Genomic DNA, 14,017 nt, shown 5'->3' with positions numbered 1-14,017 from the left:
CTTAGTACTATGAAAACGATACGCTGGGGAATTCTCGGGCTGGGAAAAATTGCTAACAGTTTTGCAAAAGATATGCAGATCGTGGAAGGCTCTGAAGTTTATGCCGTGGCCTCACGCTCACAGGAAAAAGCAGATGAATTTGGGGCAACCTATAAGGCTGTGAATTGCTACGACAGCTATGAAAAGCTGGCTAAGGATCCCAATGTCGACGCTATTTACATAGCAACTCCACACGTACGGCATCATCAGGATACCTTACTCTGCCTACAGCACGGGAAAGCGGTTTTATGCGAAAAGCCTTTTGCAATGAACCTAGCCCAGGTTGAAGAAATGATCGCAACCGCAAAACAGCATGATGTTCTGTTGATGGAAGCCCTTTGGACGCGTTTTATGCCGCATTTTAAATTTGTACAGGATGAATTAGCCACCGGAAAATATGGCGCTGTAAAAACACTAACAGCCGATTTCTGTTTTGATGCTCCCTTTAATCCCGAAGGCCGGTTATACAACAAAGACTTAGGTGGCGGTTCGTTGCTTGATATTGGTATTTACCCCGCTTTTCTGGCTTTGGCTATGTTAGGTAAACCCGAGACTATTTCGGCGAAAGCCAAAATAGGAAAAACCGGGGTTGACGAAGAAACCGAAATGACCTTTACCTATTCCTCTGGCACCAAAGCGCATCTGGCTTCCAGCATTAAAATTAAAACTCCGTCACTAGCGACCTTTGTTTGCGAAAATGGGATGATCATTATGCAGGGGCAGTTTCATATGAAAGATAAAGTCACCACCGTTCTTGACGGCGTAAAAGTAGATCACGATTTTGGTTACCAGGCAAAAGGCTACCACTTTGAGATTATGCACTTTTCAGACCTGCTTAGAGCAGATAAAAAAGAAAGTCCTATAATGACTTATGATTTCAGCCGGATGCTGATTAGCACGTTAGACACCGTGCGTGAGCAGATAGGTCTTGAGTACGATCTTAAAAGTTAAAAGCTAACTTGAAGACATAAAAAAACCGCCGTTCACTTCGTGATCCGGCGGTTTTATATTTTAAAGAACTAAAATTACATCGCTCCCCACTCTTTTAAAGAGTCGGTATTCATTTTGATATAATCTGCATTGCCGTAAGCCTTAGCTCCCTCCAGTGATTTTTTAGCAGCTTCGATAGCAGCTTTCTTATCTCCTGCTTTAGCAAGAATTAAGGATTGCTGACGATATTGCCAGAATCCCGGCTTTTCAGTCATATCCATAGCCTTGTTCATCCACATTTTAGCTTTCTCAATGTCCTTGCCTGAATTCAGGTAATAAACAGCCGCATTGTAATAGTCACCGGCACTTGGCCCGGCAAGCGCAAGATCGATGCTCTTCATAACTTCAGCATCGGTCATCACATTAAATTTAACAGGCACAACGGTATTTGCCCAAAGAATATTCAGCACTGCGCTGTCTGCCATCACATCATCTATTACAATCGTAAAGGTTTCCATATTCATAGGCATTTCCATCGGCTCAACCATTGTACGAAGTGCAACTTTCTCTTCTTCAAATTCAGTAATCAACGGGTTTGAATCATCGGTATAAAAAACCACTTCCCACATATCTTCACCGGGAACAGTGTAAAGGCTATAGGTTCCGGGCTTCAATTCCTTTCCGGAAATCATAACCGGCTTGTCAATCATAAACTTGGTGGTAGCATTTGCTCCGGTACGCCAGATCGCTCCGTAAGGAACCAGGTCTCCAAAGATCTCGCGCCCTCTCATGTTGGGTCTTGAGTAATCTACTTTAACCTCAGTCAGGCCTACTACCTGCTCCAACTCGGCGTGTGGGCTAGCCGCTGGTGTTTGAACCTGGGCATTTACGTTTAATGCAAAGATTAATAAGCCCGCTAAAAAAATTCGTTTCATGTGTAATAAGTATTTGATTATCAGAATATAGTTAAATTAAAAAAATGTTTTTGAATATACCTCATCTATAGGGAATTTAAGTTAATAGATTCTTAATAATCGCATTTCGGTCAGAGGTATTAGCCTGGCGGAGTTATTGTCGAAATATTCTGACCTCCCAATATTTTTATAACTAACTGCTGAACTTTAAATTTTGTTTAACTTTTAAGTCTTTAGCTTAGACAAAACACCTCCTATCTTTACAAAACTTGCTCTTATAAAGCGGGTTGTCCCAATTAAGAATTAGAATTTATGAAAATTTACACCCTGCACGAGAAACAGAAATTACCCATAAGCTTAAAGGAAGCCTGGGATTTTCTGTCCAATCCGGCTAATTTAAAGACCATCACGCCAGACTATATGGGTTTTGAAATTCTTTCGGGAGCAGACCGCCCTATGTATGCGGGGCAACTCATACAATATATAGTTACCCCTATTGCCGGCATTAAAACCAAATGGGTTACCGAAATCACGCACGTACAAAATCTGGAGTTTTTTGTTGACGAGCAACGTTTTGGTCCGTATTCCCTTTGGCATCATAAGCATTTTATAAAAGAAATTCCTGGTGGTGTGGAGATGGAAGATATTGTAGACTACAAACTACCTATGGGTATTTTGGGTCAGTGGGCCCATCCCTTTCTGGTAAAACCAAAACTTCAGGAAATCTTTAAATATCGAAAACAAAAGCTGACGGAACTTTTTGGCACTTACACTGAAAATCAGACTGCAGAAGATGGAATTACCCGTCACGACATATTAAACTAATAACTATGAAAAAGAATATTTTACTTATTGGAGGTTCACACGGTATTGGCCGCGCGATTGTTGAAAGCCTTAATCAGGATCATAATCTGTTTGTAGCATCACGTACAAGCGAGGAGCTTGGTGATGTCGACGTCACGCATATCGAATACGATGTAAACAGCGGTAGTCTCGATACTTCAGACTTACCAGACAGGCTTGATGGCTTTGTCTATTGCCCGGGTACTATTAACCTGAAACCTTTTAAAATGTTGAGTGAGGAAACCTTTGAAGAGGATATGCAACTCAACTTTTTTGGCCTCATAAAATCATTAAAAACAGTTACCGATCGCCTTAAAAAATCAGAACAGGCCAGTCTGGTGTTCTTCAGTACTGTGGCTGTAAAAATAGGTATGCCTTTTCATACCAGCGTAGCTGCTTCCAAAGGTGCGATTGAAGGTTTTGCCAAAGCTTTAGCAGCTGAATACGCACCGGCTTTTCGCGTAAATGTCATTGCCCCATCCCTTACCGATACGCCTTTGGCTGAAAAACTTTTAGGCAATGATAAAAAACGTGAGAAAATGGATGAGCGTCATCCACTTAAACGCGTAGGAACGCCGGAGGATATTGCGAAGATCGCAAGCTTCCTGCTAAGTGACGACAGCAGCTGGGTTACCGGTCAAATACTTGGTATTGATGGCGGTATGTCTACCTTAAACGTAAATTAGAAAGGAGTCCCTAAATCCGATCTAAACAAACCTAACCAACCGATATTGAAAGCATGAGTACAGTAAACATATTTTGGTTCCGAAGAGATTTGAGACTTGATGATAACGTAGGTTTCCTTGAAGCTTTAAAAGGCGATCATCCCGTTTTACCTCTTTTCATTTTTGACAAGGAAATACTCGACAAACTTCCTGAAGATGATGCCCGGGTGACCTTCATTTTTGAAACGCTCCAAAAAATGCGAAATACCTTGCAGGATGAGCACGGCAGTTCGCTGGCGATGTACTACGGCAAACCTGAGGAGATTTGGAAACAAATACTGAAAGATTACACAGTTAACAGCGTATATACCAATAGGGATTATGAGCCCTATGCCAAAGAACGCGATGAAGCCATTGAGAAATTACTAAAAGACCACGATATCGAGTTCAAAACTTTTAAAGATCAGGTGATTTTTGAAAAGGATGAAGTCGTTAAAAATGATGGTGATCCCTATATCGTATATACACCGTATAAAAATAAATGGAAGGAACACTTCGATGCAGATGAGCATTTAAAAATTCATTACACGAGTCAGCACCTTGACAATTTAATCGAAAACAGTCGTTTGCCGAATCTCAGTCTCAGCGATATGGGCTTCAAAAAGTCAAGTCTTGAAGTGCCCGATTATGATGTTACGCCTACCCTGATTCAAAATTATGAAGACACCCGAAACTTTCCGGCGCAGGAAGGTACTTCGCGCTTAGGTCCGCATTTGCGATTTGGTACCGTGAGCGTTCGTAAAATGGTGAAAAAAGCAATTGCAGAGAAAAACGAAGTATTTTGGAGTGAGCTGATTTGGCGCGAATTTTTTATGCAAATTCTGTATCACTATCCCGAGACGGTAGACAATGCTTTTTATAAAAAATACGATCGTATTGAATGGCGCAATAATGAAGACGAATTTGAAAAGTGGAAAAAAGGCCAAACCGGTTTTCTGCTGGTAGACGCCGGAATGCGCCAGCTCAACAAAACCGGATATATGCATAACCGGGTGCGTATGCTGGTGGCCAGTTTTTTATGCAAACATTTGTTGATTGACTGGCGTTGGGGCGAAGCCTATTTTGCTGAAAAGTTACTGGACTATGAGCAGGCCAGCAATGTGGGCAACTGGCAATGGGCAGCCGGAAGTGGTGTAGATGCCGCTCCCTATTTTCGCATATTCAACCCCATGACGCAGGTTGATAAATTTGATAAAGACAAAAAATACATCAAAGAGTTTGTACCCGAATACGATACAGACGATTATCCCGATAAAATGGTAGACCATAAAGAAGCCCGGGAACGCTGCCTCAACACGTATAAAGCTGCGGTTTCTTAAAACCTGCTAAAGTTCTTCTAAGCTTTACTTAACAGGCTCGGTATGTTCTTTGCAGCTTAATAACTTTACAGATAAAGAAAAGGTTATGAGAAAATTGATAATGATACTGAGTATGGGTGCGTTTGTACTAACCGGTATATCGTGCTCCAGCACTTATGGAGTGAATCGCTCTAACGGAAATAACGCTGCACCCGGCCAGGTAAAGAAATATTACGGAGCCCAAAATGCTAAAGCTTTCGCTCCCGGTCAGCAAAAGAAACGCAAGAAAAATAAAAGGAATTAAATTAGATCCAATTTAGAATCCCGGCCATCAGGTCGGGATTTTTGATTTTAGGGTTTTGCCTACCCGCACTAATAACGGAAACTCAAATACTCTAAATGCATCAGAACCCCAGTTTTTCTTCACTGCTTCAGCTATTAAATCAATTGGATTTAAATGATGCTTCTTTTCATAATGTTTTACTGCAGACCAGGTATTGAGATAATTAAGCAGTTGGTCCTGAGTCCAACTTACCTGCATTTGAAACTTCGGCAGTTCTACCTCTTCAAACGGAAACGGAATACTTTGATAATGGGCATCCAGATATTTTCGTTCGGGATCCCAATACTCATTCGTGATTTCGGTATAAAAATGCTGGATTATATCATTCAGTTTTCCATCAGTTCCTAAAACGGAATAGCCAATCACAGCCAAAACTCCTTCCGGCTTTAAATGCAAATAAACCTGTTCATAAAACTTTTCAAAATCAAACCAGTGAATAGCCTGTGCCACAGTTATTAGATCAAATTGTTCATACGCATCAAAATCTTCTTCGGCAGTTTGCACGCGATAAACAATATTCGGTATTTGAGGCGCCTGCTCCAGTTGTTGTGCGCTTAGATCTGTGGCCAAAACCCGCTTGAAGTTTTGAGACAAAACGGCTGCAACCTGCCCGTTACCCGTCGCAACATCCCAGGCAGCTTCGGTATTCTTCACTAAACTATAGAGGTGATTATATAGGGCTTCGGGATAAACGGGCCGATACTTCGCATAATCAGCGGCGTGGTTCGAAAAATTATCTTTCATCGTTTAATTAATAGATCGTAAATATCCGGCTTTTATCAATTCTTCCAGTTCAGTAATCGGAGTCAGTTTACCGCTTGTCAACACCATTTTCCGATCTGATAATTGCCAGACATCGTGATAATAATGATCGGTTATTAAAATTCCTTTTTTAGCTTTCAGCGAAACTAAAAACTCGTGAATCAAATCTTTAAACAGGGGTTCAACCATTGAAAAAGGTTCATCAAGTAGCAAAAAGGGATGATCCAGATTACCAATGAGCAATACTTCCAGGTAGCGCCGTTCACCCATGGAGAGTTCGCCTACTTTTCTACCCGCAATTTTGGGCATACGCGGTGCCTGAAACACCAAATCCTGCTCCTGTCCCTTAAGGTATTGCGGAATGACATCCCAAACCTTAGCCCCTTTTGGCAGAAAGCTGAACTGCGGCAGATATCCTATTTGCTGACTTTCAATAATTCGGGATTTGTGCCAAATGTTCTTACGAACCGGATAATAGCTCTCGTTCATCTTAAGCCTTCCCGCTTCAGCAGTTTGAGTGCCGAAAAGGATTTTTAAAAGCGTACTCTTTCCGGAACCATTTCGCCCAAAAACGCCCAGTATTTTACCGGTTTTTAACTCAAAATGGACCTCATCTAAAATGGATTTGGCACCGAAGTTTTTCTGTATGCAACTAACCTTTAAGAGCGCCAAAGCCAATCAATTTTAAGATGATAAAAACAAGAAGCAGCAACACGGGACTCACTAAAAAATTAACCATCCAGGTCCTTAAGATTAAGTAGCGCCTGCTAAAGCCCCGATTGTAATAGCCGTAAAACTCGTGCTTGTGAAAATAACTATACATCAGCAAACCCACCGGCGTTCCAAAAATGCCAAATACAACTACAGCCCCATACAAACCCGCCAGCGGTATGCTGACCAGAGCGAAAAGCAGTGCATAAAAGGTAATATCCTTATAGAATTTGAACATGGAGTTAACTGGGATTTTAAAAATACCCAATTTCAGATGCATATAAGGGCTTACGGAAGGTTTTTTAAGGAGAATTTAAAATGGTTTTCAATTCAAAAATGTATTTTGGCAACTTACCTAAACTCTAAAAATTATGACCCTATTTGTAGATATGGACGAGGTGATCGCAGATACGTATCAGGCGCACATCGATTTGTACAACAAAAAATACAACGCAAACCTTAAAAAAGAAGATTGCATAGGCTCTGAAGTCTGGCAGATGGTTCCGGAAGAGCATCAACACTACGTACGCAATCACGCCAACGAGCGCGGTTTTTTTATTGATCTTGAAGTGATGAAAGACAGTCAGGAGGTATTACGCGCCCTGCAGGATAAATACGAGGTATACATCGCCTCAGCTGCGATGCAGTTTAAAACCAGTCTTGAGGAAAAAGCAGATTGGCTAGATGCGCACTTTCCGTTTATACCCTGGCAAAACCGAATCCTCTGTGGACATAAACATATTTTAAAAGGAGACATTTTAATAGATGACCGCTCCTACAATTTGCAAGCTTTTGACGGCAGAGGCATTCAGTTTACTTCACCTCATAACGTGCACACCACAGGTTTTGACAGGGCAGACACCTGGGAGGATATCGCGAAGATGTTGCTTTAGTCTGATCCTATCCGGGAATACTCCCTTTTGTTGTACTCATTAAACATAAAAAAACCTCACCCGTTTCAGAAACCGGTGAGGTTTGTAGTTGAATCAGCTGCTTCTTAAGCAGTACGTATGATTTTGGCACCAATAGCGCGTAAACGCTCATCAATGTTTTCATAACCGCGATCAATCTGTTCAATGTTGTGAATAGTCGAAGTTCCTTTGGCACTTAAAGCAGCAATTAGAAGCGAAATACCGGCCCGTATATCAGGCGAGGTCATTGTAGTCGCTTTTAAGGTAGATTTAAAGTTGTGACCAATTACAGTAGCACGGTGGGGATCGCACAAAATGATTTTGGCTCCCATATCAATGAGTTTATCTACAAAGAATAAACGGCTTTCAAACATTTTTTGGTGTATCAGCACTTCGCCTTTAGCCTGTGTTGCCACCACGAGCACAATACTCAGCAAATCGGGTGTAAAACCGGGCCATGGAGCGTCACTGATGGTCATAAACGATCCATCAATAAACGTTTCGATCTCGTAACCGTCTTTATGTGCCGGGATATAAATATCGTCGCCTTTTTTCTCCAAGGTAATCCCAAGCTTTCTAAAAGTCGCCGGGATCAGTCCCAAATCATTCCAGCTCACGTTTTTAATGGTGATCTCACTGCGGGTCATAGCTGCAAGACCTATCCACGAACCGATTTCAATCATATCGGGCAGGATGGTGTGTTCGCAGCCATTCAGGCTTTCTACGCCTTCAATTTTCAGCATATTTGACCCAACTCCGCTAATTTTTGCACCCATCTTATTGAGCATTTTACACAGCTGCTGCAAATAAGGTTCACAGGCCGCGTTATAGATAGTGGTTTCGCCTTTAGCCATTACCGCAGCCATCAGGATATTTGCGGTTCCGGTTACCGAAGCCTCATCAAGCAACATAAACGTACCGCGCAGACCTTCAGGAGCTTCCACTCCATAAAAACGCTCCTCTTTGTTGTAGCGGAATTTCGCTCCCAGCTTAATCATTCCCTCAAAATGCGTATCCAGACGACGGCGACCTATTTTATCACCTCCGGGACGCGGAATATAGCCTTTACCAAAACGAGCCAGCAATGGGCCAACGATCATGATCGATCCGCGGAGACCACCCCCTTCTTTCTTGAAGCGCTCACTTTCGAGGTAATCGAGGTTGAGTTCGTCGCTGATAAACGAATATTTACCTTTACCCAGCTTCTGAATTTTCACCCCAAGATTGCTCAGGATATCGATGAGTTTATTTACGTCAACGATATCGGGGATGTTATTGATAATCACTTGCTCAGGCGTTAGCAATACCGCACAAAGAATCTGTAAAGCCTCATTTTTTGCACCCTGCGGCTGGATGGATCCTTTAAGCTGATGCCCTCCTTCTATCTGAAATGTTCCCATGAAATTGTAATACTAGAAATTAGTAACGCTTTTTACCACGTCCTGATTTTTTACGGTAGTTCGATTTGCCAGAATTGGATTTGCCGGACTTCTTACCACGCATCAGTTTTTGCGCTTCCTTAAGGTCCTCATCTTTTTTAGCCAGATTGATCTGACCATCACTCAGTTCAAACAGGTGTTTAAAGATCACCTCATCGTCAACCGTGTCTTTATTCCAATTGAGGAAACACTTTTTCATATGATTGGCGATCGTAAACTCAAGCGCTTCCCGCTTTTGACCTTTTTCCCACTGCACGGCCACATCAATCATACGCTTGATGTTGTTACCATAAAAACGGTACTTAGGATGGTTTTGTGGGTAATCAAGCGGCTCAGGACGCTCTTCGAGTTTTTCACGAGAGGGTTTCCCATAAGGCGAAACCGCATCCAGTTTAAAATCACTGATGATAAACAGCTGATCCCAAAGTTTGTGCTGAAAATCAGGCACGTCACGCAAATGCGGTTGCAGATTTCCCATCACCGCGATAATGCTTCGGGCGATGATGTTACGCTTTTTCTCGTCTTCTTCGGCTACTGCCTGATTGACCATTTTTTGAAGATGACGGCCATATTCAGGTATAATGAGCTTTTCACGCTCGGTATTGTATTCTAATTGATCTATCAATTGTAAAATTTTAAATGAATTACATCGGCAAAGCTCACCATATAAAACTTAATCTGTCGGGGCGAGCCACCGAGCTTTTAATCTCGATATTCGAGTGAAGTACGTTTCACAAAGAAACATTTAGCAAAGTACTAAAAAATGTCTAAAAGCCCACATGGAGCATCAATTTTAGCCTTCTTATAACGAAATTACGCCTTCAACCACCGATACTTCCTTGTATTTGTCGATCACAGCATCCGGATTTTCCATTTTTACGTGTATGGAAACACTGGTATAGGTGCCCTTGCTGGAAGCTTTAGTATTGATCACAGCTCCCATATTATCAAAGATCGCTTCAATCTCTGCGATTTTTTGATTGTCTGAAGGCACGATGAATTTATATAAATAGTCTAAAGGCCATTTGGCTGTGGTCTCTTCTAATCTTCCTTTTAATTTGGCATAAAATTCTTCCGGATTCTTCTCGGTGCTCATAGCATTATTTTAGGGCACAAAGATACCATTCTCCAGCTAATTTTTGAATCGAAAGCTATTTGAGTATTTTTACCGGCAATCGGGAGTGCAAATACCTTTTACGCGTACAGCCCGTTAACCTAAGGAACTAAATTCATAAGCATTTGATACCAAAACGTATAGTCCTGATTGGAGGCCCGGCTACCGGCAAAACAACTCTTTTAAATGCGCTGAGAAGCAGAGGCTATCAGTGTCTGGAAGAGGTTTCGCGACAGGTGACACAGGCGGCTCAGCAAGAAGGTGTTGAACAGCTTTTTTTAACCGAACCCCTGCTTTTTAGCGATAAATTACTCGAAAGTCGCATCAAACAATATTTTGAAGCGGCAAACCTCAAATCCAATTTGGTATTTATAGACCGGGGCATCCCTGATGTAAGCGCTTATATGGATTTTATAGGTCAGCAATACCCTGAACGTTTTACACAGGCTAACGCCAATTACCGCTACGATCATATTTTTCTCTTACCCATTTGGGATGAAATTCACGAAACCGATGAAGAGCGCTACGAAAGCCTGGAGGAAGCAAAAAAAATACAGGACGAACTCGTAAAAACCTATACGGGTCTGGGCTATGAGCTGATTGAAGTACCCAAAACTTCGGTGGAAAATCGTGTGGATTTTATTTTACAAGAACTCAACCCATGAAACGTACACCCCGGGATGTGCTCAAAACCTATTGGGGTTACGATTCATTTAGGCCGGGCCAGCAGGAATTGATTGATGCCGTGCTTAGCGGTCGCGATACCTTTGCCTTATTGCCGACGGGTGGCGGCAAATCGGTGTGTTATCAAATACCGGCATTGCTCCTAGAAGGTATTACACTGGTGATCTCGCCTTTGCTATCGCTGATGCGCGATCAGGTGATGCAGTTGCAAAAACGCAACATCAAAGCCTTATACATTCCCGGGGGCATTCCCTATAGCGAACTCGACACCTTACTTGACAATTGCATTTACGGGAATTACAAACTGCTTTACCTCTCGCCCGAACGTCTGCAAAGCGAGCTGGTACAAGAGCGCATCAAGCAGATGAATGTATCCTTAATTGCCGTAGACGAAGCCCATTGCATTTCACAATGGGGACACGACTTTAGACCGGCCTATCGCTCTATTTCACGCTTTCGCGAAAACCTTCCGGAAATAAATTGCATAGCCCTTACGGCAACGGCAACAAAAAAGGTTCAGGAAGATATTGTAGCGCAATTGCAGCTGGAAAATCCAGCGGTTTATAAAAATTCGTTTGAGCGAAAAAATCTCGCATACCGGGTCTTGTGGGAAGAAGATAAGCGCAACCGGCTTGTACAGGGATTTAAACGCGTTCCCGGTAGCGGAATCGTTTATGTACGCAGCCGCAAAACCGCAATAGACTACGCGGCTTTTCTGCAACAAAGTGGCATTTCTGCACAGTATTATCACGGGGGTTTAAGCAGCGGAGAGCGCCAGGTGCGTTTTGAAGCCTGGTCTGCCAATAGAGCTCAGGTGATGGTGGCAACCAGTGCCTTTGGTATGGGTATCGATAAAGCCGATGTCTCAACCGTCGTACATGTAGAACTTCCCGAAAGCATGGAAAGCTATTTTCAGGAAGCAGGACGTGCGGGTCGGGACGGAAAAGCCGCTCAAAGCATCATTCTCGTCAATCCTTCCGACGAATCGCGGCTGGCCAATCAATTTTTAAATGTTTTGCCTTCGGTCTCTTTCGTCAAAAAAGTATACAAAAAGCTCAACAGTTTTTTTCAGGTTCCCTATGGCGGCGGCGAGCAGGAAACCTTCCGCTTTGATTTCAGTTCGTTTTGCAAAACCTACAGCTTTAATACGCTGATTACCTACAATGCTTTGCAGCTTTTAGACCGCAACAGCATCATCATACTTTCGCAGGAATTCTACCGCAAGGCAAGCCTGCAATTGCGGGTTTCACCGGTGCAACTCACCTATTACCTCATTCAGAACCCGGCTTTGGAAAGCGTCGTTAAAAGCGTGCTGAGAACCTATGGAGGTATTTACGATCAGCCGCTGGCGGTAGACCACGTTTTGATTTCCAAAAAGGCCGGCGTATCGCTTCCTCAAGTGCACGAGGCCTTTCTGCAACTCCAAAAAGACGAGCTTGCCCTTTACGATCATACGCAGTTTGACACGGCGATCACCTTCCTGGTGCAGCAGGAAGATGAACTCACCATCAACCCGATCGCCCCCGCTATCAAAGCGCAAAATACACGCAAAGTAGAACAGGTACAGGCCATTTTAGGCTATGTAAAAAACAACGAGGTATGCCGCAGCAAACAGTTGCTGGCCTATTTTGAAGAAGATCAAAAAACGCGCTGTGGTATATGTGATGTGTGTCTTTCGCGCAAAAAAGATAAAAGCGCGCAGCCGGATTCAGATTTAAAAGAACACCTACTTTTGCTGCTACAGGAACGGGAGTATTCTTCCCGGGAGCTTGGTGAAAGGCTTGATGCTTATACCGAAAAGCAAATTATCAGCGCTTTAAAAGACTTACTTAACCAAAAAAACATACGATTAACCCCAACCAACCGATATACCATACTATGAGAGATTTACGCATTGTATTTATGGGAACGCCCGATTTTGCCGTGGCGGGCCTTCAGAAACTATTAGAAGAAAAGTACGAGGTCGTGGGTGTGATTACTGCACCCGATCGTCCTGCGGGGCGTGGTCAAAAGCTGAACGAAAGCGCGGTAAAGCAATTTGCCGTAAGCCAGGATCTGAAGGTTTTACAGCCTACCAATTTAAAAGACCCCGCTTTTCTAGAAGAATTGAAATCACTTAACGCCAACCTGCAAATCGTGGTGGCCTTTAGAATGCTGCCCGAAGCGGTTTGGAAAATGCCCGAATACGGTACCTTTAACCTACACGCTTCCCTCCTGCCCGATTACCGGGGTGCAGCACCCATAAACTGGGCGATAATAAATGGAGAGACCGAAACCGGCGTGACTACCTTCTTCATCGACGAAAAGATTGATACCGGCGCTATACTGCTTCAAAAAAAGACTGCAATAGGTTCTAATGAAGATGCCGGCAGCCTGCACGACCGCCTGATGCATTTAGGCAGCGACCTGATTTTAGAAACCGTAAAACAGATTGAAGCAGGAACGGCTGCTACCCAAAAACAGGAAGATCACAAGGAACTGAACACGGCCTATAAGCTAAACCGCGACAATACCCGCATCAACTGGGACAAACCGGCAAAAGCAATTTACAATCATATAAGAGGACTGAGTCCGTATCCTGTGGCTTGGACGCTTTTTACCAATGGAGACGATAGCGCGCAGCAGCTCAAAATCTATAAAGCCTCTTTGGAGGAAACAGGTACGCAAAACCCAGAATCTATCGGCAAACTAATTGTTAATGGCGACAAACTGTATATCCCTTTAAAAAAAGCCCGTCTAATGCTGGAAGAAATTCAGCTTCCCGGAAAGCGCAGAATGCCGGTAAAAGATTTATTAAATGGATTTAGTTTTCACGAAAAGGCAAAAGTTATCTAAGACCGCATCAATACTAGGCTGGCTGAAATTTTGTTAAAATACGCAATCGTTATCAACAAAACGTTAAAGTTATCAACATAATGCCCGATTTCCTGCGCTATTGCTTGCGTGGTTGAATTATCCGTCTAAATTTGTTTAAACAATAAACAAAAGTTTAACCGACAATTAATTTTTAAAATTCAATTACATTATGAACAAATCAGATTTAATCGACGCAATGGCAGAAGATGCTGGTATCACTAAAGCAGCAGCTAAAAAAGCCTTAGAATCTTTCTTAGGAAATGTTGAAAAATCACTTAAAGGTGGTGACCGTGTTTCTCTAGTAGGTTTTGGTTCTTGGTCTGTATCTAAACGTGCAGCTCGTGAAGGAAGAAACCCACAAACCGGAAAAACCATTCAAATTGCAGCTAAAAACGTAGTTAAGTTTAAAGCAGGTTCTGAATTATCAGACGCAGTAAACTAATTATTC

Annotated in this window: 17 protein-coding genes; 10 read left to right on the top strand and 7 right to left on the bottom strand. The window is 42.7% G+C overall.

What is annotated here, in order from left to right:
- The first annotated feature begins 9 nt into the window (after nt 1-9).
- The gene (locus CJ305_RS11645) at nt 10-990 is read left to right on the top strand and encodes a Gfo/Idh/MocA family protein (protein ID WP_099646446.1); all 981 of its coding nucleotides are present in this window, start codon (nt 10-12) and stop codon (nt 988-990) included.
- Between the two features lie 74 nt (nt 991-1,064).
- Here the strand turns inward: CJ305_RS11645 and CJ305_RS11640 are convergent, their stop codons facing one another.
- Nucleotides 1,065-1,904 (bottom strand): DUF2911 domain-containing protein, encoded by an 840-nt coding sequence (locus CJ305_RS11640; protein ID WP_099646445.1) that lies wholly within the window; start codon nt 1,902-1,904, stop codon nt 1,065-1,067.
- Between the two features lie 291 nt (nt 1,905-2,195).
- Here CJ305_RS11640 and CJ305_RS11635 point away from each other — a divergent pair, with 291 nt between their 5' ends.
- From CJ305_RS11635 to CJ305_RS11620, 4 genes are all read left to right on the top strand, one after another.
- Nucleotides 2,196-2,708: an SRPBCC family protein gene (locus tag CJ305_RS11635; protein ID WP_099646444.1), complete on the top strand. Its 513-nt coding sequence runs from the start codon at nt 2,196-2,198 to the stop codon at nt 2,706-2,708.
- A gap of 5 nt (nt 2,709-2,713) precedes the next feature.
- Complete coding sequence (locus CJ305_RS11630) at nt 2,714-3,412, top strand: SDR family NAD(P)-dependent oxidoreductase (protein ID WP_099646443.1); 699 nt, start codon at nt 2,714-2,716, stop codon at nt 3,410-3,412.
- Nucleotides 3,413-3,465: 53 nt separating this feature from the next.
- Nucleotides 3,466-4,770, top strand: coding sequence for a cryptochrome/photolyase family protein (locus tag CJ305_RS11625; RefSeq protein ID WP_099646442.1), 1,305 nt, complete (start codon nt 3,466-3,468; stop codon nt 4,768-4,770).
- A gap of 85 nt (nt 4,771-4,855) precedes the next feature.
- The gene (locus tag CJ305_RS11620; RefSeq protein ID WP_143469378.1) at nt 4,856-5,053 is read left to right on the top strand and encodes a quinol oxidase subunit 4; all 198 of its coding nucleotides are present in this window, start codon (nt 4,856-4,858) and stop codon (nt 5,051-5,053) included.
- 27 nt (nt 5,054-5,080) lie between these two features.
- On the opposite strand, the gene CJ305_RS11615 is transcribed toward CJ305_RS11620, so the two are convergent.
- The 3 genes from CJ305_RS11615 to CJ305_RS11605 are packed head-to-tail and all read right to left on the bottom strand — an operon-like array spanning nt 5,081 to nt 6,803.
- Nucleotides 5,081-5,836 carry a class I SAM-dependent methyltransferase gene (locus CJ305_RS11615; RefSeq protein ID WP_099646440.1) on the bottom strand — a complete coding sequence of 252 codons (756 nt, stop codon included), beginning with the start codon at nt 5,834-5,836 and terminating at the stop codon, nt 5,081-5,083.
- A 3-nt stretch (nt 5,837-5,839) separates the two neighbouring features.
- Nucleotides 5,840-6,526 (bottom strand): ATP-binding cassette domain-containing protein, encoded by a 687-nt coding sequence (locus CJ305_RS11610; RefSeq protein ID WP_099646439.1) that lies wholly within the window; start codon nt 6,524-6,526, stop codon nt 5,840-5,842.
- On the bottom strand, nt 6,507-6,803 hold the full coding sequence (locus CJ305_RS11605; protein ID WP_099646438.1) for a hypothetical protein: 297 nt from the start codon (nt 6,801-6,803) through the stop codon (nt 6,507-6,509). Before CJ305_RS11605 ends, CJ305_RS11610 begins: the two co-directional genes overlap by 20 nt.
- Before the next feature lie 133 nt (nt 6,804-6,936).
- Here CJ305_RS11605 and CJ305_RS11600 point away from each other — a divergent pair, with 133 nt between their 5' ends.
- Nucleotides 6,937-7,458 carry a 5' nucleotidase, NT5C type gene (locus CJ305_RS11600; protein WP_099646437.1) on the top strand — a complete coding sequence of 174 codons (522 nt, stop codon included), beginning with the start codon at nt 6,937-6,939 and terminating at the stop codon, nt 7,456-7,458.
- Nucleotides 7,459-7,562: 104 nt separating this feature from the next.
- On the opposite strand, the gene murA is transcribed toward CJ305_RS11600, so the two are convergent.
- The 3 genes from murA to CJ305_RS11585 all read right to left on the bottom strand — a co-directional run bounded on the left by murA (nt 7,563) and on the right by CJ305_RS11585 (nt 10,011).
- Nucleotides 7,563-8,876: a UDP-N-acetylglucosamine 1-carboxyvinyltransferase gene (murA, locus tag CJ305_RS11595; RefSeq protein WP_099646436.1), complete on the bottom strand. Its 1,314-nt coding sequence runs from the start codon at nt 8,874-8,876 to the stop codon at nt 7,563-7,565.
- Between the two features lie 19 nt (nt 8,877-8,895).
- On the bottom strand, nt 8,896-9,540 hold the full coding sequence (locus CJ305_RS11590) for a DUF4290 domain-containing protein (RefSeq protein ID WP_099646435.1): 645 nt from the start codon (nt 9,538-9,540) through the stop codon (nt 8,896-8,898).
- 177 nt (nt 9,541-9,717) lie between these two features.
- Nucleotides 9,718-10,011: a DUF493 family protein gene (locus tag CJ305_RS11585; protein ID WP_099646434.1), complete on the bottom strand. Its 294-nt coding sequence runs from the start codon at nt 10,009-10,011 to the stop codon at nt 9,718-9,720.
- Nucleotides 10,012-10,154: 143 nt separating this feature from the next.
- Here CJ305_RS11585 and CJ305_RS11580 point away from each other — a divergent pair, with 143 nt between their 5' ends.
- The 4 genes from CJ305_RS11580 to CJ305_RS11565 all read left to right on the top strand — a co-directional run bounded on the left by CJ305_RS11580 (nt 10,155) and on the right by CJ305_RS11565 (nt 14,011).
- Nucleotides 10,155-10,694, top strand: a complete 540-nt coding sequence (locus CJ305_RS11580; protein WP_099646433.1) for an AAA family ATPase — start codon at nt 10,155-10,157, stop codon at nt 10,692-10,694.
- Nucleotides 10,691-12,595: a RecQ family ATP-dependent DNA helicase gene (locus CJ305_RS11575; RefSeq protein ID WP_099646432.1), complete on the top strand. Its 1,905-nt coding sequence runs from the start codon at nt 10,691-10,693 to the stop codon at nt 12,593-12,595. The genes CJ305_RS11580 and CJ305_RS11575 overlap by 4 nt, the downstream gene beginning before the upstream one ends.
- Nucleotides 12,592-13,548, top strand: a complete 957-nt coding sequence (gene fmt, locus CJ305_RS11570) for a methionyl-tRNA formyltransferase (RefSeq protein WP_099646431.1) — start codon at nt 12,592-12,594, stop codon at nt 13,546-13,548. Before CJ305_RS11575 ends, fmt begins: the two co-directional genes overlap by 4 nt.
- A gap of 190 nt (nt 13,549-13,738) precedes the next feature.
- Nucleotides 13,739-14,011, top strand: a complete 273-nt coding sequence (locus CJ305_RS11565) for an HU family DNA-binding protein (protein ID WP_099646430.1) — start codon at nt 13,739-13,741, stop codon at nt 14,009-14,011.
- The last annotated feature ends 6 nt before the right edge of the window (nt 14,012-14,017 follow it).

This window comes from Leeuwenhoekiella nanhaiensis (assembly GCF_002744755.1).
Taxonomy (GTDB): domain Bacteria; phylum Bacteroidota; class Bacteroidia; order Flavobacteriales; family Flavobacteriaceae; genus Leeuwenhoekiella; species Leeuwenhoekiella nanhaiensis.
This window is presented reverse-complemented; position numbering and strand designations above follow the sequence as displayed.